The sequence below is a fragment of the Mesorhizobium sp. P3_B5 genome (assembly GCF_056402815.1).
The window spans coordinates 1-14,809 of sequence record NZ_JBFUGR010000002.1; the positions used below are offsets into that span (position 1 = coordinate 1).

At 63.3% G+C, this 14,809-nt stretch carries 16 protein-coding genes and 1 pseudogene; 4 read left to right on the plus strand and 13 right to left on the minus strand.

From position 1 onward, the window contains the following. Positions 1-16: 16 nt before the first annotated feature. Positions 17-193: pseudogene (locus AC1DVW_RS04950) on the plus strand (IS630 family transposase); the annotation flags it as partial. 28 nt (positions 194-221) lie between these two features. Here the strand turns inward: AC1DVW_RS04950 and AC1DVW_RS04955 are convergent. From AC1DVW_RS04955 to AC1DVW_RS05005, 11 genes are all read right to left on the minus strand, one after another. Further along, entirely contained in the window at positions 222-509 is a 288-nt protein-coding gene (locus AC1DVW_RS04955) for a DUF1330 domain-containing protein (protein WP_477274098.1), read from the minus strand. A 27-nt stretch (positions 510-536) separates the two neighbouring features. Further along, positions 537-1,241 carry an orotidine-5'-phosphate decarboxylase gene (gene pyrF, locus AC1DVW_RS04960; protein WP_477274100.1) on the minus strand — a complete coding sequence of 235 codons (705 nt, stop codon included), beginning with the start codon at positions 1,239-1,241 and terminating at the stop codon, positions 537-539. Continuing rightward, positions 1,238-1,834, minus strand: coding sequence for an NADPH-dependent FMN reductase (locus AC1DVW_RS04965; RefSeq protein WP_477321623.1), 597 nt, complete (start codon positions 1,832-1,834; stop codon positions 1,238-1,240). The genes pyrF and AC1DVW_RS04965 overlap by 4 nt, the downstream gene beginning before the upstream one ends. A gap of 168 nt (positions 1,835-2,002) precedes the next feature. Beyond that, complete coding sequence (gene pmtA / locus AC1DVW_RS04970; protein WP_477240424.1) at positions 2,003-2,608, minus strand: phospholipid N-methyltransferase PmtA; 606 nt, start codon at positions 2,606-2,608, stop codon at positions 2,003-2,005. Between the two features lie 135 nt (positions 2,609-2,743). Beyond that, the gene (gene dnaJ, locus AC1DVW_RS04975; protein WP_477240425.1) at positions 2,744-3,874 is read right to left on the minus strand and encodes a molecular chaperone DnaJ; all 1,131 of its coding nucleotides are present in this window, start codon (positions 3,872-3,874) and stop codon (positions 2,744-2,746) included. A gap of 210 nt (positions 3,875-4,084) precedes the next feature. Next, entirely contained in the window at positions 4,085-6,001 is a 1,917-nt protein-coding gene (gene dnaK, locus AC1DVW_RS04980) for a molecular chaperone DnaK (protein WP_477240427.1), read from the minus strand. A gap of 217 nt (positions 6,002-6,218) precedes the next feature. Further along, the gene (locus AC1DVW_RS04985) at positions 6,219-7,013 is read right to left on the minus strand and encodes an inositol monophosphatase family protein (protein WP_477274104.1); all 795 of its coding nucleotides are present in this window, start codon (positions 7,011-7,013) and stop codon (positions 6,219-6,221) included. Between the two features lie 67 nt (positions 7,014-7,080). After that, entirely contained in the window at positions 7,081-8,079 is a 999-nt protein-coding gene (locus tag AC1DVW_RS04990) for an LLM class flavin-dependent oxidoreductase (RefSeq protein ID WP_477274106.1), read from the minus strand. A gap of 2 nt (positions 8,080-8,081) precedes the next feature. Beyond that, a complete protein-coding gene (locus AC1DVW_RS04995; RefSeq protein WP_477240433.1) occupies positions 8,082-8,909 on the minus strand; it encodes an arylamine N-acetyltransferase family protein in 828 nt (275 codons plus the stop codon). Positions 8,910-8,978: 69 nt separating this feature from the next. Then, positions 8,979-10,142: an AI-2E family transporter gene (locus tag AC1DVW_RS05000; protein ID WP_477240435.1), complete on the minus strand. Its 1,164-nt coding sequence runs from the start codon at positions 10,140-10,142 to the stop codon at positions 8,979-8,981. A gap of 130 nt (positions 10,143-10,272) precedes the next feature. After that, the gene (locus AC1DVW_RS05005; protein ID WP_477321625.1) at positions 10,273-11,334 is read right to left on the minus strand and encodes an LLM class flavin-dependent oxidoreductase; all 1,062 of its coding nucleotides are present in this window, start codon (positions 11,332-11,334) and stop codon (positions 10,273-10,275) included. 221 nt (positions 11,335-11,555) lie between these two features. Here AC1DVW_RS05005 and AC1DVW_RS05010 point away from each other — a divergent pair, with 221 nt between their 5' ends. Further along, on the plus strand, positions 11,556-11,984 hold the full coding sequence (locus AC1DVW_RS05010; RefSeq protein ID WP_477240439.1) for a DUF6481 family protein: 429 nt from the start codon (positions 11,556-11,558) through the stop codon (positions 11,982-11,984). A gap of 80 nt (positions 11,985-12,064) precedes the next feature. On the opposite strand, the gene sugE is transcribed toward AC1DVW_RS05010, so the two are convergent. Both sugE and AC1DVW_RS05020 read right to left on the minus strand, forming a co-directional pair. Beyond that, positions 12,065-12,379, minus strand: coding sequence for a quaternary ammonium compound efflux SMR transporter SugE (gene sugE / locus AC1DVW_RS05015; RefSeq protein ID WP_477274110.1), 315 nt, complete (start codon positions 12,377-12,379; stop codon positions 12,065-12,067). A 200-nt stretch (positions 12,380-12,579) separates the two neighbouring features. Beyond that, complete coding sequence (locus tag AC1DVW_RS05020; RefSeq protein WP_477274112.1) at positions 12,580-12,705, minus strand: hypothetical protein; 126 nt, start codon at positions 12,703-12,705, stop codon at positions 12,580-12,582. A gap of 212 nt (positions 12,706-12,917) precedes the next feature. On the opposite strand from AC1DVW_RS05020, the gene AC1DVW_RS05025 reads away from it, so the two are divergent. Next, a complete protein-coding gene (locus AC1DVW_RS05025) occupies positions 12,918-13,727 on the plus strand; it encodes a transglutaminase-like domain-containing protein (RefSeq protein ID WP_477274114.1) in 810 nt (269 codons plus the stop codon). A gap of 89 nt (positions 13,728-13,816) precedes the next feature. Next, on the plus strand, positions 13,817-14,782 hold the full coding sequence (locus tag AC1DVW_RS05030) for a cation diffusion facilitator family transporter (protein ID WP_477321627.1): 966 nt from the start codon (positions 13,817-13,819) through the stop codon (positions 14,780-14,782). Positions 14,783-14,809 lie beyond the last annotated feature (27 nt).

Genomic DNA, 14,809 nt, shown 5'->3' on the forward strand with positions numbered 1-14,809 from the left:
CGCCTGACCTGAACCCCATCCGCCTGACCTGAACCCCATCGAGAAGCTCTTTGCAAAGCTAAAGCATTGGCTCCGTAAGGCTGCCAAGCGTACCGTCGAAACCGTCTGTGACGCCATCGGCCAAATCCTCGGCACCGTCTCTTCAACCGAATGCAGAAATTACTTCACAGAGGCAGGCTATGCGCCAACCTAGATTCATCCCGCTCTAGCTCCGAGAAATCTCAGACCCCCTCGACCAGCACGATTTCGCCGTCGGCCACCTTCTGGCGAATGGCGGCGGCGCGCTGATACTCCGGCGAGTGGTAGCACTCATGCGCCGCGGCAAGCGACGGAAACTCGATGATGACGTTGCGGGCGCGGCCGGCGCCCTCGGCGAATTCGTAGGGTCCGCCGCGCGCCAGGAATTTCATGTCGAATTTGTCGAAGGCCAGTTTGGCGGCGGCGACATACTCCTTGTAGCCTTCGGTGTCGCGCACTTCGACGCGGGCAATCCAGTATCCCTTGGGCATTCTTTTTCTCCGGAAATTGTTGCTGGGTTATGCCGAGCGCATCTCGTCGAGAATGGCTTCCGCCGCCGCGCGCCGGTCGCTTGCCGCGACGATGGGGCGGGCGACGACGAGGTGGCTGGAGCCGTTGCGGATCGCTTGCGCCGGCGTCACCACACGTTTCTGGTCGCCATGGTCGCTGCCCTTGGGCCGGATGCCCGGCGTTACCACGGCCATGTTCGGTCCGACGATGCGGCGCACCGCCTCCGCTTCCTCGGCCGAGCAGACGATGCCGCCCATGCCGGCATGCAGCGCCTGTTCCGAGCGCCGCAACACCAGCGTGTGCGGGTCATACTCATAGCCGACATCGATCATGTCCTGTTCGTCCATCGAGGTCAGCACACTGACGGCAAGCAGGCACAGCTCGCTGCCCCTGGCGGCTTCCACCGCCGCCCGCATCGCCTTGGGATAGGCGTGGATGGTCAGCATGCTGACGCCCATCTTGACGATGTTTTCGACGCCCTTGGCCACCGTGTGGTCGATGTCGAGCAGCTTCATGTCGAGAAAGACTTTTATGCCGCCGCTGGCCAATTCTCTGGCGAAGTCCAACCCGCCGGCGAAGGCCAGCTGATAGCCGATCTTGTAGAAGGAGACGACGCCTTCGAGCTCGCGCACCGCTTCCTCGGCCTGCTTCAGCGTCGGCACGTCGAGGCCGACGATCAGCCTGTCGCGCATCGTCTCTTGCGCCCGGATCATGTCTCGATCCGGGTCGACAGCATGCGCGAGGTTTCGATCAGCGTGCGGCATAGATGCTCCATCGATTTATGCAGTCTTTCGTCCCTGAAATTGCCGCCCTCGTCGAAGGCGTCGCCGCCCTCCGGCACCGAGCACTCCGGCGTCACCACCACCATTTGGCAGCGCACCAGCACCGCGCGCAGATGGTTGATGCAGCGTATCCCGGCGAAATGTCCATTGGAAGACGAACAGAGGCCGGCGACCTTGCCGGCAAGCGGCCGGAGCGAGCGGCCGCCATCCTTGCGCACCCGGCTTGCCCAGTCGATGCTGTTCTTGAGCAGCGGCGGGATGGAGCCGTTATATTCGGGGGTGGCGATCAGCAGCCCGTCATGGGCAGCGATCAGCCGGGCGAGTCTGACGGCGTTGTCGGGGACGCCCTTTTCCTTTTCAAGGTCCTCGTCGAGGATCGGCAGCGGATAGTCGGCGAGCGAGATGCGGGTCACCTCGGCGCCCTGCATGGCCAGCTCCTTCTGCGCCACATCGGCGGTCCTGCCGCTGAAGGCGCCGGTGCGGATCGAGCCGGCGAAGACGAGGATTTTCGGAGTTACTGCCATTGGCATCCGGAGGAAGCGGACTGCTTCGGGGTGTGTTGAGATTCAGGTCAGGCCGAGTCGAAATGGTGGGTTCCGAGAACCGGAGCGGAGCGTACTTGAAGTACGTGAGCACCGGAAGCGCAGGAAGCTGCCATTTGCAGGCCGGCCTCACCTGAATATCGGCATACCCTAATGCGCCTTGCGGCGGTAGATCCACAGCTGTGTGGGCGGGATGTTGCGGATGACGAAGTGGAAATGCTCGACCGTGTAGTCGCCGCGGCCGGGCGGGATCGGCGACAGCGGACCGTAGGTCAGCTGCACGATCGGCCGTCCCTCAGGGATGCGGTCGAGCAGGCTTTCGATATAGGCGATGCGCTGTGCCACCGGGAAGTTGAGCAACGGCACGCCCGACACCACCGAATCGAAGACCATCTCGCTCTTGTCGCCGAGCGTGGCGTTGAGATTGAAGGCGTCGCCCTCGATTACATGGACGCCCGGGTAGATGCGGCGCAGATGGCGGACGAAGTCGGTGGAATATTCGACCGCGTAGAGATTTTCAGGCTTCACGCCGAGCGCAAGGATGGCGCGGGTAATGACACCGGTGCCAGGCCCGACTTCGAGCACCGGCAGGCCGGACTTGGGATTGACGATCGAGGCCATCTTGCGGGCGGTGATGGAGCTGGTCGGGACGATCGATCCCACCGTCTTCGGCTTGTCGATCCAGCCCTTGAAGAACTTCAGCTCGTCGTCGAACTTTTCCGCCAGTGCTTTCCGCAATCCCGGACCACGTGCCATGCAAGTTCTCCTCAGCGCTCCCCGAAGCTACTTAGCAGCTACGAGGTTCAAGGCAAGGCGAAAGCCCGGGATAAGATGTTGATGACGTTTGGGAAGCTGCTCGCCATGCATGTCGCTCAAAAGCGTGCAAGGCCGTCAATGCTCGCCGAAGGACTCGAAAAAATCCTTCATGCGGGCGAAAAAGCCGCTCGACTGGGGCGAATTGTCTTGTGACGACAGCTGCTCGAACTCTTCCAGCAATTCGCGCTGGCGGCGCGACAGGCTTTGCGGCGTCTCGACCGCGGTCTGGATATAGAGGTCGCCGACATTGGGCTGGCGCAGCACCGGCATACCCTTGCCCTTGAGGCGGAACTGGCGGCCGTTCTGGGTGCCTTCCGGCACCTTCACCTTGGTCTGGGTGCCGTCCAGCGTCGCCACCTCGAACGAGCCGCCAAGGGCTGCCGTCGTCATCGAGATCGGCACCTTGCAGTAGAGATCGGCGCCGTCGCGCTGGAAGAATTCGTGTGGCTTGACCGCCAGGAAAATATAGAGATCGCCCGACGGGCCACCGCGTAGACCGGCCTCGCCTTCATTGGCAAGCCGGATGCGAGTGCCGTCCTCGATACCGGCCGGAATATTGACCGACAGCGAGCGCTCCTCGATGACGCGGCCTTGGCCAGCGCATTTCGGGCACGGATCCTTGATCGTCTGGCCGCGGCCCTGGCACTGCGGGCAGGTGCGCTCGATCGAGAAGAAACCTTGCGTGGCCCGCACCTTGCCGTGGCCGTTGCACATCGCGCAGGTGACGGGCTGGGTGCCCGGCTTGGCGCCGCTGCCGGAGCATTCCGTGCAAGAGATCGAGGCCGGCACGCGGATCTGCGCGGTCTTGCCGGAAAACGCTTCCTCCAGCGAGATTTCCATATTGTAGCGCAGATCGGCGCCGCGCTCGCGGCCGCCCGAGGAGCGGCGCTGGCGCCCGCCCATCATGTCGCCGAAAATGTCCTCGAAGATATCGGCGAAGCCACCGCCGCCAAAGCCTTGCGCGCCGCCATTCATGCCGCCCTGCTCGAAGGCGGCGTGGCCGAAACGGTCATAGGCCGCGCGCTTCTGCGGGTCCTTCAGCGTCTCGTAGGCTTCGTTGATTTCCTTGAACTTGTGCTCGCAGGAATGATCGCCGGGGTTGCGGTCAGGATGGAACTGCATGGCGAGCTTGCGGAAAGCGCTCTTGAGCTCCTTCTCGTCGGCGCCCTTTTGCACGCCCAGCGTTTCGTAGAAATCAGCTTTCATCTTTTCCCGCAGTCCGGATGCTCAACGTCTTAAAGCTTTGTGCGTCGCTTGCCGGCACGTTGTGTCGATTTAGGTGCGATGGGGCCGGGATGCCAGTGTCGACGCCGGTTTGTCCGTGTTTTTTCGGCCAGGCTCGCACTTTTTTTGGCCAAGGGTTGCAAAAAAGCCCGGCTTTGCGCCGGGCTTTTCGCTTATTCTGCCGTCAGACGGTCAGGCCGACTTCTTCTTGTCGTCGTCCTCGTCGATTTCCTCGAAATCGGCATCGACCACGTCAGAGTCCTTGGCGGCGTCCGCCTTGGCATCGGCTTCCGCGGCTTCCTTCTGCGAAGCTTCGTACATGGCCTGGCCAAGCTTCATCGAAGCTTCGGCGAGCACCTGGCTCTTGGCCTCGATGTCGGCCGCGTCGTCCCCCTCGGCAGCCGTCTTCAGGGCCGCGATCGCATCGGAAATCGCCGTGCGCTCGGCTTCCGAGACCTTGTCGCCATATTCCTTCAGCGACTTCTCGGACGAATGCACCAGCGCTTCGGCCTGGTTGCGGGCCTCGACCACGGCACGCCGCTTCTTGTCGCTCTCGGCATTGGCCTCGGCGTCCTTGACCATCTTCTCGATGTCGGCGTCCGAAAGGCCACCCGAGGCCTGGATGCGGATCTGGTGCTCCTTGCCGGTGCCCTTGTCCTTGGCCGAGACGTTGACGATGCCGTTGGCGTCGATGTCGAAAGTGACCTCGATCTGCGGCACACCACGCGGCGCCGGCGGAATGCCGACCAGGTCGAACTGGCCAAGCGCCTTGTTGTCGGCGGCCATTTCACGCTCGCCCTGGAAGACGCGGATGGTCACCGCCGACTGGCTGTCTTCGGCCGTCGAGAACACCTGGCTCTTCTTGGTCGGGATCGTCGTGTTGCGTTCGATCAGGCGGGTGAACACGCCACCCAGCGTCTCGATGCCGAGCGACAGCGGTGTCACGTCGAGCAGCAGAACGTCCTTGACGTCGCCCTGCAGCACGCCGGCCTGGATGGCAGCGCCCAGCGCGACGACCTCATCGGGGTTGACGCCCTTGTGCGGCTCCTTGCCGAAGAACTGCTTCACGATCTCCTGGATCTTGGGCATGCGGGTCATGCCGCCGACCAGGACCACTTCGTCGATCTCGCCAGCCTTCAGGCCGGCATCCTTGAGCGCCGCCTTGCAAGGGTCGATGGTGCGCTGGACGAGGTCGTCGACCAACTGCTCGAACTTGGCGCGCGTGAGCTTCAGCGTCAGGTGCTTCGGGCCGGTCGCGTCGGCGGTGATGAAGGGCAGGTTGATTTCGGTCTGCGTCGTCGACGACAGCTCGATCTTGGCCTTTTCAGCCGCCTCTTTCAGACGCTGCAGGGCCAGCTTGTCGTTCTTCAGGTCGATGCCCTGTTCCTTCTTGAACTCGGCCGCCAGATATTCGACCAGGCGCATGTCGAAATCCTCGCCGCCGAGGAAGGTGTCGCCGTTGGTCGACTTGACCTCGAACACGCCGTCGCCGATTTCGAGCACCGAAATGTCGAACGTGCCGCCGCCAAGGTCATAGACGGCAATGGTCTTGCCTTCCTTCTTGTCGAGGCCGTAGGCAAGCGCTGCCGCGGTCGGCTCGTTGATGATGCGGAGCACTTCCAGACCGGCGATCTTGCCGGCATCCTTGGTCGCCTGGCGCTGGGCGTCGTTGAAATAGGCCGGAACGGTGATGACCGCCTTCTCGACCTTCTCGCCGAGATAGGCTTCGGCCGTTTCCTTCATCTTCTGCAGGATCATCGCCGAGATCTGGCTGGGCGACTGCTTCTTGCCGCCGGCCTCGACCCAGGCATCGCCATTGTCGCCCTTGACGATCTTGTAGGGGACAAGCTTCTTGTCCTTCTCCGTCACCGGATCGTCATAGCGGCGGCCGATCAGGCGCTTGACCGCGAAGATGGTGTTTTCAGGATTGGTGACCGCCTGACGCTTGGCCGGCTGGCCGACGAGGCGCTCGCCGTCGCCCGAGATGGCGACAATGGAAGGGGTCGTGCGCGCGCCTTCCGCATTCTCGATAACCTTCGGCTCCTTGCCATCCATGATGGCGATACAGGAGTTGGTGGTTCCCAGATCGATACCGATTACTTTTGCCATTTTTCTAGTCTCTCCGCTAAGCAGGCTCTCAGGACCCGTTACAGGCGTTCCGACGAAAGCCCCTGTTCACAAGAAATTCCGCTCCGGCAACCGGCATTCCGGCACCGAACGGCTTGGCGCGTATATAAGAACAGGCTGCTCGACGCGCAAGCATTCTACGCAAGGCGTCCACCGCCTTGCCGGTCGGTAGGGAACGGACCAGTTGTCACGCGCCGGATCAGAACCTGAACGCTTTTGAACAAAGCGTGTGCAATTCAGGAAAAATAGCCTTTCCGGCCGCGATCACCAGCGTCCCGTCCCGCAGCACGGTCTTCGGGTCGGGTTTCACGATCCTGCCGCCAGCTTCTTCCACCAGAAGCATGCCGGCCAGGCAGTCCCAGGCGTTCATGTGCTCTTCGACATAGCCAAGCAGCCGGCCGGCGGCGACATAGGCCAGCATCAGGGCGCCTGATGCATTGCGAAAGAACACGCCGCCTTCCGCCAGGATGAGGCCGACCAGCACGGCGACATTTTCGGTTCTGGCGCGGTTTGAAAGTCCGGTTCCGACCGAGCCCTCCTCCAGGCTGGCAGCGGCACTGGTCCTGATCGGCTTGCGGTTGAGGAAGGCGCCGCCGCCGCGCCGGCCATGAAAGGTCTCGCCGGTCGATGGCTCGTGGATGACGCCAACGACGGTCTCCCCGTCCCTGGCGCAAGCGATCACCACGCACCAGGCCGGAATGCCGTGGACGAAATTCGCCGTGCCGTCGATAGGGTCGATCACCCAGACATATCCGGTCGTCCCGGCCACCGAGGCATGTTCCTCGCCGACGATGCCGTCTTGCGGATAGGCGGCGGCGATAGCCGCGCGGATGAACAACTCCACCTCGCGGTCTGCTTCCGAGACCAGGTCCTGATGCCCCTTGCTCTCGATGGTCAGGCTGTCGAGGTCGCGGAAGTATTTCAGCCCGAGGTCGCCGGCGCGGCGCGCCAGGTCGATGGCAAAGCGCACGTGCTGGTCGAGATCATGGGTCACGGGAGGGCTCTTGGCTGAGGAATGCGCCTGCCCTTAGCAGACGCACATGTCAGGCAAAAGCCAACCCTCAAGCGGCTTGCGACAGCGATTTGTGCGCCTCGGCCAGGATCTCGAACGACCGCACCCGAGCCGCATGATCGTACATCTGCGCGGTGACCATCAATTCGTCGGCGCCGGTGCGGCTAAGGAACGCGTCGACGCCCTGCCGCACCGTTTCCGGCGAGCCGACGACGGCGCAGGACAGCGCCTGGCTCAGCATGGTTCTGGCCATCGGGTCGAGGTCGCGCTCATAATTCTCGACTGGAGCCGGCAACCGGCCGGGCCGGCCGGAGCGCAGATTGACGAACGCCTGTTGCAGCGAGGTGAACAGCAGCCGCGCCTCGGCGTCGGTGGGCGCCGCAAAGACGTTGAGGCCGAGCATGACATAAGGCTTGTCCAGCTGTTCCGACGGCTGGAAGCGCGAGCGATAGATCTCCAGCGCGTGGTCGAGTTCGGCCGGCGCGAAATGCGAGGCAAAGGCGTAGGGCAGGCCAAGCATGGCGGCAAGCTGCGCGCCATAGAGGCTGGAACCGAGAATCCACACCGGCACCTGCTGGCCCTCGCCGGGCACGGCGCGAATGCGCTGGCCGTCCTCGGCCGGCTGGAAATAGCCCATCAGCTCGACGACATCCTGCGGGAAATTGTCTGAGGCCTCGAGATTGCGGCGCAGCGCCCGTGCCGTACCCATGTCAGTGCCGGGTGCGCGGCCGAGGCCGAGGTCGATGCGGCCGGGGTGCAGCGCCGCCAGCGTGCCGAACTGCTCGGCAATGACCAGCGGTGCATGGTTGGGCAGCATGATGCCGCCGGCGCCGACGCGGATCGTCTTGGTGCCGCCGGCGACATGGGCGATGACGACCGCGGTGGCCGCACTGGCGATGCCCGGCATGTTGTGATGCTCGGCCAGCCAATAGCGCTTGTAGCCGAGTCGCTCGGCATGGCGGGCAAGGTCGAGCGAATTGGCCAGCGACTGCGAAGCATTGCTGCCTTCGATGATCGGCGACAGGTCGAGAACGGACAGAGCGGTCATGGTCAGCTTCCTACGATATTCTTCTGCCGCACCTTGGCCTCGAAGGCGGCACGGTCGGGAATGGTGATGTCGAGCACGCCTTCCAGCACGTCGGCGAGCTCGGTGGCTGTCGCTATCTCGCGCTGCTCGGTGCGGCCTCCCTGATGATGGATCGACAACCTGTTGTTGCGCAGCGCGTAGCGCCGGTCCGGCAAGGCGCGGGCGGCAATGACGGAATAGAGGAAATGCGAGGTCGGGTGGGTCGACACGAAATGGTTGGCGACCGCATAGTCGATCTCGTAGGCCTCCTGCATGTCGAAGCGGTGGAGTGTGCGCCAGTCGCCGCCGAGATTGGCTTGCATGCGGAAGTGGTCGCCGGTTTCAACGATGCGGAAACTTTCATGCGGGGTCGTTTGTTCGAGACCGGGCTCGAGCAGCAGCGGCGCCGTCAGCGTCAGGCCACCAAAGCCGACATCGGCGATGTAGGTTCGGCCGTCGAGTTCTACACGCAACAGCATATGGCTGCGCGCGGTGATGGCGTTTTCTGCCTGGCCCCACAGAACCCGCGCGGCAAGGCCGCTGACGGCAAAGCCCAGCGCCTTCAGCGCCTGCATGAGGAGCAGATTGTGCTCGAAGCAGTAGCCGCCGCGATCCCGGGCGACGATCTTGTCCTGCAGCGAGGCAAGATCGAGGCGAACGGGAGTGCCCAGCAGCGTATCGAGATTTTCAAACGCGATCGCTTGCGGGTGCTTGAGATGCAATGCCTTCAGCGTTTTGAGCGAAGCTTCCCTCGCACCGCTGTAGCCGATGCGGGCGAAATAGGCATCGAGATCGAATGAGGCATCGGTCATGGAAAGGAAGTCCGGCTTGACCGGCTCGATATAGGCACTCCGATCGGAAGCCGCAAACTGTGCGCCGATCTATGCCGACGCCTTGTCAACAGTCTCGACGGGTTCTTCCTCGACGACAACGGTCTGTTGCGCGGCGAGAAAATTGCCGACATGGCTGAGGCCGTCGAAATGATCGCAGAACACCTTGATGACGACCAGCAGCGGCACCGCCATCAGCGCGCCGACGAAACCCCACAGCCAGGACCAGAAAGCGATGGCGATGAAGATCGCCACCGCGTTGATCTCGAGCCGGCGGCCAACCACCATCGGCGTCACGAACTGGCCTTCGACGATGTCGCACAAAAGCACGAAGGCCGGCGCCAGCAGCGCATACGAGATGCTATCGAAGCTGATCAGCGCGATAACGCTGACCAGCAGGATGGTCATGAACGCCCCGACATAGGGCAGGAAGTTGAGCAGTGCCGCCGCTGCGCCCCAGACCAGCGGGTTGGGCACGCCGAGCCCCCACAGGCCGAGCGCGATCACCGTGCCGAGGCCGGCGTTGATGAGGGCGACGGTGAGCAGATAGTGCGAGATTTCGCTCTCGACGTCGTAGACGACGCGCAATGCCCGCTTCTTTTCGCTGAGGCTGGCAAATGACTGGATTATCTTTTCATAAAACATCGTGCCTGACGCCAGCAGGAACAGCGACAGCACGAAGATGATGGTCAGGCTGGTTCCCGCGGACAGTATGTTGCCGGCGGCCTGCGACAGGATACCGGACTGCGACACCACGACCTTCTGTATGCCGGGCTCCTGGCCGGTGTTGGTCAGCCCTTCCAACTCATGCGAGATCTGCATGATCTTTTCGAAAGGGCGACGCAATTGCGCCAGGCGCTCGGTCAATTGCTGACCGATCGACGAGCTGTTGTTGACGAGGTCGATGACCGGGCCGCTGAGCAGGTAGCCGGCGCTGGCAAACAGGCAGACCGACAACAGCACCAGCAGCGTCGCCGACACCACGTCGGGCACGCCATGCTTGCGCAAATAGCGCACGATCGGCGTCAACGTCAGGGTCAGCAGGAAGGCGAGGATGACCGGCATGAAGAAGGCGCGGGCGAAATACAGCGCGTAGATGGCCATCAGGATGAAGATGCCGATGAGCAGCGAGCGCATCAGCCGTGTGTCCGCGCGCGCCTCGACGCGCGGATCCGGGCTTTCGGCTGCGCCCAAAGCGACGGGTTCGACTTTCATTCTGGTTCCCTCGATCGCGCACCGCAATTGGTGCAGCCGATCGGCGAAAACGCCGGTGCCGCCTCAAAGTTCCTTTAGCCGGCAGCGACAAGGCTCGTGTGGGCCTTGTCCAGGAAGCCTCTACCGTGGATCAGGCGACCGATGCCGCGATGACGGGAACGGCCTTCGCCGTTTCCTTGCGCACGATCGGCGCAACTTTGGTGCCGTAGAGTTCGATCGCCTTCATGATCTTGGCGTGCGGCATGGTGCCGATCGCCATCTGCAGCAGGAAGCGGTCATTGTTGAAGATCCGGTGCTGGGCGACGATCTTCTCGGCCACCTGCTCGGGATTGCCGACGAACAAGGCACCACTTGGACCCCGCGCGTGGTCGAAATGCGCCCGCGATGTCGGACCCCAGCCACGTTCGCGGCCGATGCGGTTCATCACTTCGGCCTGCGGTCCGTAGAAATCGTCGGCCGCCTGCTCAGTGGTCTCGGCAATGAAGCCGTGGACGTTGATGCTGGTGGCGAGATTGGCCGGGTCGGTGCCAGCCCGTTTGGCGGCGTCGCGGTAGATATCGAACAGCGGCGCGAACCGCGCCGGCTCGCCGCCGATGATGGCTAGCGCCAGCGGCAGGCCGAGCACGCCGGCTCGTGCCGCCGATTGCGGCGTGCCGCCAATGGCGATCCAGATCGGCAATTTGTCCTGGAAGGGACGCGGATAGACGCCGCGATCGTTGATCGCTGCCCGCAGATTGCCGGACCAGCTCACCTTGACGCTGTCGCGAATGGCGAGCAGCAGATCGAGCTTTTCGGCAAAGAGCTCGTCATAGTCTTCGAGATTGTAGCCGAACAGCGGGAAGGATTCGATGAACGAGCCGCGCCCGGCCATGATCTCGGCCCGCCCGCCCGACAACAGGTCGAGTGTCGCAAACTGCTGAAACACGCGCACCGGATCGTCGGACGACAGCACGGTGACGGCGCTGGTCAGCTTGATGCGCTTTGTGCGCTCGGCCGCCGCGGCCAGCGCCACGACCGGCGCCGAGGCCGCATAGTCGGGGCGGTGATGCTCGCCCAGTCCGAACACATCGAGCCCGACCTCGTCGGCGAGCTCGATCTCCTCTATCAGATTGCGCAGCCGCGGGTGCGGTCCAATGGCGCCGGGACCGGGTTCGGGGCTGACGTCGGCAAAAGTATAGAGACCGAGTTCCATGACGTGTCATCCAATGTTTTGATTGTTGCCCTAGAGGTAGCGATGCGTCCGCCTCGCCGCCAGAGGGGCGGACGGTGAACAGTGCATGTCGGTTTCGCCTCGAAAAGGCGTCTCCCGGCTGCAACAGCCAGCAATTTCATGGCTGCCATGCCGTTTTGGCGCTTGAACTCTCGGTTTTCGCGCGTATGTAAGCGTCGCGAATTGACTTCAGGGAAGTGGACTTGGCTATTTACAGGGAAAAAGACGTTTTCGAGCGGCGCAACGCCGCAAACGAGGCAAAGAAGGCGCTTCTGGAGCGCTTCAAGTCAAAGCCGGCGGCAGACGATCCAGCGGTGCTGGCGCGACAGGCCGAACGCAAGGCGATCCTCGAGGCCCGCGAAATCCGCGAGGCTGAAAAGGCCCGGCTGAAGCAGGAAAAGCTGGCACGCGAGGCGGTCGAGAAGGCCGAGCGCGAGGCAGCAGCCGAAGCGGCGCGTATCGCCGCCGAAGAAGCGGCACAGGCGGAAGCAAAGATCCGGGAAGCCGACGAGAACGAGCGTATTGCTCGCCTGCTCGCCGACGAGGCCGAACGCAAGGCCAAGCGCGACGCGCGTTATGCGGCGCGCAAGCAGCGTACCGGCAGGACGCCTCCGGGCTTCTCCGCCCGCTAGCCTCAAGGCTAACGAAGCATCTGCTTCGAGGATCGGGGTCGCTTTTGAGCGGCCCTGAATGTGTTTGTCTGTCGGTATGGTCAGGCCGCCAGCTTCAGCCCCATGATGCCGCAGACGATCAGCCCGATGCAGCCCAGCCTGATCGCCGTCGCCGGCTCGCCCAGCAACCAGATGCCGAGCAGCGCCGTGCCGACGGTGCCGATGCCGGTCCACACCGCATAGGCCGTGCCGACCGGCAGCGTCTTCAGCGCCAGGCCGAGCAAGGTCAGGCTGACGATCATCGAGGCGACGGTCAGCACGGTCGGCAGCGGTCTTGAGAATCCGTCGGTGTATTTGAGGCCGATCGCCCAGCCGATCTCGAACAGGCCGGCAAAGAAAAGAAGTATCCACGACATCGGAGCGCTCCATCGGGGCATCGGAACCGAAAATCCGATGCTCAAGCAAAGATTGGCGGGTCGTCCCGGCCGTTTTGGGGAAAGCGCGAAGTCGTCTTCGTCGGGCTGGATATAGAAACTTGCGTGGGGTCAATCAACAGCAGCGCCGGCGGCACCTGAGCACCGCCGGTAAAACCTTTACCGAAACGGATGGCCGAGGCCTACCGCTCCTTCAGCTTCATCGCCTTGACCGGCGGCGCCTTCAGGGCCGGGGCCGCGGCGGGCTTCTTGGCGTCCTTCTTCGGCTTGCGGGCTTCCTTGCCCGCTTTCATCGCACCTTTAGCCATGATTCGTTCCTCCAATTGTGAGAAGGCAAGTGAAACAAGAGAAACGCCCGACTGCAAGAGGCTAGCCCCTGTCGCCACCGCCAGCCGGCCGCTTTCAACCGGTTTCTAATTTGCTCGTAAACCATGTCGGTCCGTGTCATGGTTGTCTTCGCACTGCAGCATCGGCCCGTGCCTTCGCCGGGTGATGATCAGGCAGGCCGGTCAGGACAAAGATGCGAATCCACATCGGCTGCGAGATGAGCTTCGACTTTCCGCAGGAAACGCCGCTGATCGCGATGCTCAACGTCCACTATAGCAGAGCATCCGATCTCGAGCGCCCGGATTTCCTGACCTCCAATCCGCCGGTGCCGATCCAGAGCTACCGCGACAGTTTCGGCAATTGGTGCAACCGTTTTGTCGCCCCGCCCGGCCGCTTCACCTTCGGCACCGATGCGGTGATCCGCGACCCCGGCACGTTCGAAATGGGCGACCTGATGGCCTGGCAGCATGAGGTGCGCGACCTGCCGTCGGACACGCTTTTGTTCCTGTTGCCCAGCCGCTTTTGCGAGAGCGACCTGCTGGCCAGCGAAGCCTGGCGGCTGTTCGGTCACACACCGCTCGGCATTGCACGCGTGCAGGCGGTCTGCGATTTCGTCCACAACCACATCGTCTTCAGTTACGGCAATGCGCGGCCGACGCGCACCGCCGCCGAAGCCTATCGCGAGCAAAGCGGCGTCTGCCGCGACTTCGCGCATCTTGCCGTCACTTTCTGCCGCGCGCTCAACATCCCGACGCGCTACTGCACCGGCTACATCAGCGACATCGGCCTGCCCAAACCCTGGGCGAGTATGGACTTCGCCGCCTGGATGGAGGTCTATCTCGGCGGTCGCTGGCATGTCTTCGATCCGCGCAACAACGCACCGCGCATCGGCCGCATCCTGATCGCCTCCGGCCGCGACGCAGCCGACGTGCCGCTGACCCATATTTTCGGCCCGGGCCTGCTCACCGGCTTCAAGGTGTGGACCGACGAAATCGTCGAGTAGGCGCATCTGCAAGCCCGCCTTGTGAATGGCTGTGGAGCTTGGGCGGGTGCTCCGCTAAGCTCAAGACATCAACCAGGACAGTACACACCATGGCGGCGCATGGCGGGTCGAAAAAGGTCATCTACGCGGCGCTCGCCGGCAATCTCGCGATCGCGCTGACCAAATTCGCCGCCGCCTTCTTCACCGGCAGTTCGGCGATGCTGTCGGAAGGCGTGCACTCGCTGGTCGACACCGGCAATGGCGGCCTGCTGCTCTACGGCATGCACCGCGCCGCGCGTCCGCCGGACCGCACGCATCCGCTCGGTCATGGTCGCGAGCTCTACTTCTGGAGTTTCATTGTTGCACTGCTGGTCTTCGCGCTCGGCGCCGGCGTGTCGTTCTACGAAGGCGTGATCCACATGCTGGCGCCCGAGCCGGTCGCCAATGCCATGGTGAACTACATCGTGCTTGGCCTGTCGTTCCTTTTCGAAGGCAGTTCCTGGTGGGTGGCGCTGAAGGAGTTCCGCAAGCAGAAGGGCAGGCAGGGCTGGCTGCGAGCGGTGCAATCGAGCAAGGACCCCAGCGTCTACACCGTGCTGTTCGAGGACAGTGCGGCCCTTCTCGGCCTGATCGTCGCTTTTGCCGGCATACTGGCGGCGGAGCTGCTGGGGATGCCGCAACTCGACGGCGCGGCCTCGATCGGCATCGCTCTGATCCTCGGCGCCACCGCGATCTTCCTGGCGCGTGAAAGCAAGAGCCTGCTGTTGGGCGAACCGGCGTCGCCCGAGGTGCAGAAACAAGTGCTGGCCATCGCCCAGCAAGACCCGGCGGTGCAGCGGGCGAACGGCGTGCTGACGTTGCATATGGGTCCCCGGGAAATCGTCGCCGGCCTGAGCATCGAGTTCGAGGATCATTTGGCGGCGCCCGAGATCGAGGCCTGCGTCGAGCGCATCGAAGCCCGGCTGAAAAAGGAAATGCCCGAGATAACCCGGCTGTTCGTCAAGCCGCAGACGACCGGAACCTGGGAGCGGCGGCGCAAGGCGGTTGAGGCAGCGGCCGGAGAGGCTCTGGACTAGCCGCCGGCCATTGCCTGACGACCCCGC

Coding starts and splice junctions, on each gene's coding strand:
- AC1DVW_RS04990 (WP_477274106.1), bottom strand. CDS start 8,079: ATGACCGCTCTGTCCGTTCTCGACCTGTCGCCGATCATCGAAGGCAGC.
- AC1DVW_RS05025 (WP_477274114.1), top strand. CDS start 12,918: ATGCGAATCCACATCGGCTGCGAGATGAGCTTCGACTTTCCGCAGGAA.
- sugE (WP_477274110.1), bottom strand. CDS start 12,379: ATGTCGTGGATACTTCTTTTCTTTGCCGGCCTGTTCGAGATCGGCTGG.
- AC1DVW_RS04955 (WP_477274098.1), bottom strand. CDS start 509: ATGCCCAAGGGATACTGGATTGCCCGCGTCGAAGTGCGCGACACCGAA.
- dnaK (WP_477240427.1), bottom strand. CDS start 6,001: ATGGCAAAAGTAATCGGTATCGATCTGGGAACCACCAACTCCTGTATC.
- AC1DVW_RS05020 (WP_477274112.1), bottom strand. CDS start 12,705: ATGGCTAAAGGTGCGATGAAAGCGGGCAAGGAAGCCCGCAAGCCGAAG.
- dnaJ (WP_477240425.1), bottom strand. CDS start 3,874: ATGAAAGCTGATTTCTACGAAACGCTGGGCGTGCAAAAGGGCGCCGAC.
- AC1DVW_RS05000 (WP_477240435.1), bottom strand. CDS start 10,142: ATGAAAGTCGAACCCGTCGCTTTGGGCGCAGCCGAAAGCCCGGATCCG.
- AC1DVW_RS05005 (WP_477321625.1), bottom strand. CDS start 11,334: ATGGAACTCGGTCTCTATACTTTTGCCGACGTCAGCCCCGAACCCGGT.
- AC1DVW_RS04965 (WP_477321623.1), bottom strand. CDS start 1,834: ATGGCAGTAACTCCGAAAATCCTCGTCTTCGCCGGCTCGATCCGCACC.
- pyrF (WP_477274100.1), bottom strand. CDS start 1,241: ATGATCCGGGCGCAAGAGACGATGCGCGACAGGCTGATCGTCGGCCTC.
- AC1DVW_RS04995 (WP_477240433.1), bottom strand. CDS start 8,909: ATGACCGATGCCTCATTCGATCTCGATGCCTATTTCGCCCGCATCGGC.
- AC1DVW_RS05030 (WP_477321627.1), top strand. CDS start 13,817: ATGGCGGCGCATGGCGGGTCGAAAAAGGTCATCTACGCGGCGCTCGCC.
- pmtA (WP_477240424.1), bottom strand. CDS start 2,608: ATGGCACGTGGTCCGGGATTGCGGAAAGCACTGGCGGAAAAGTTCGAC.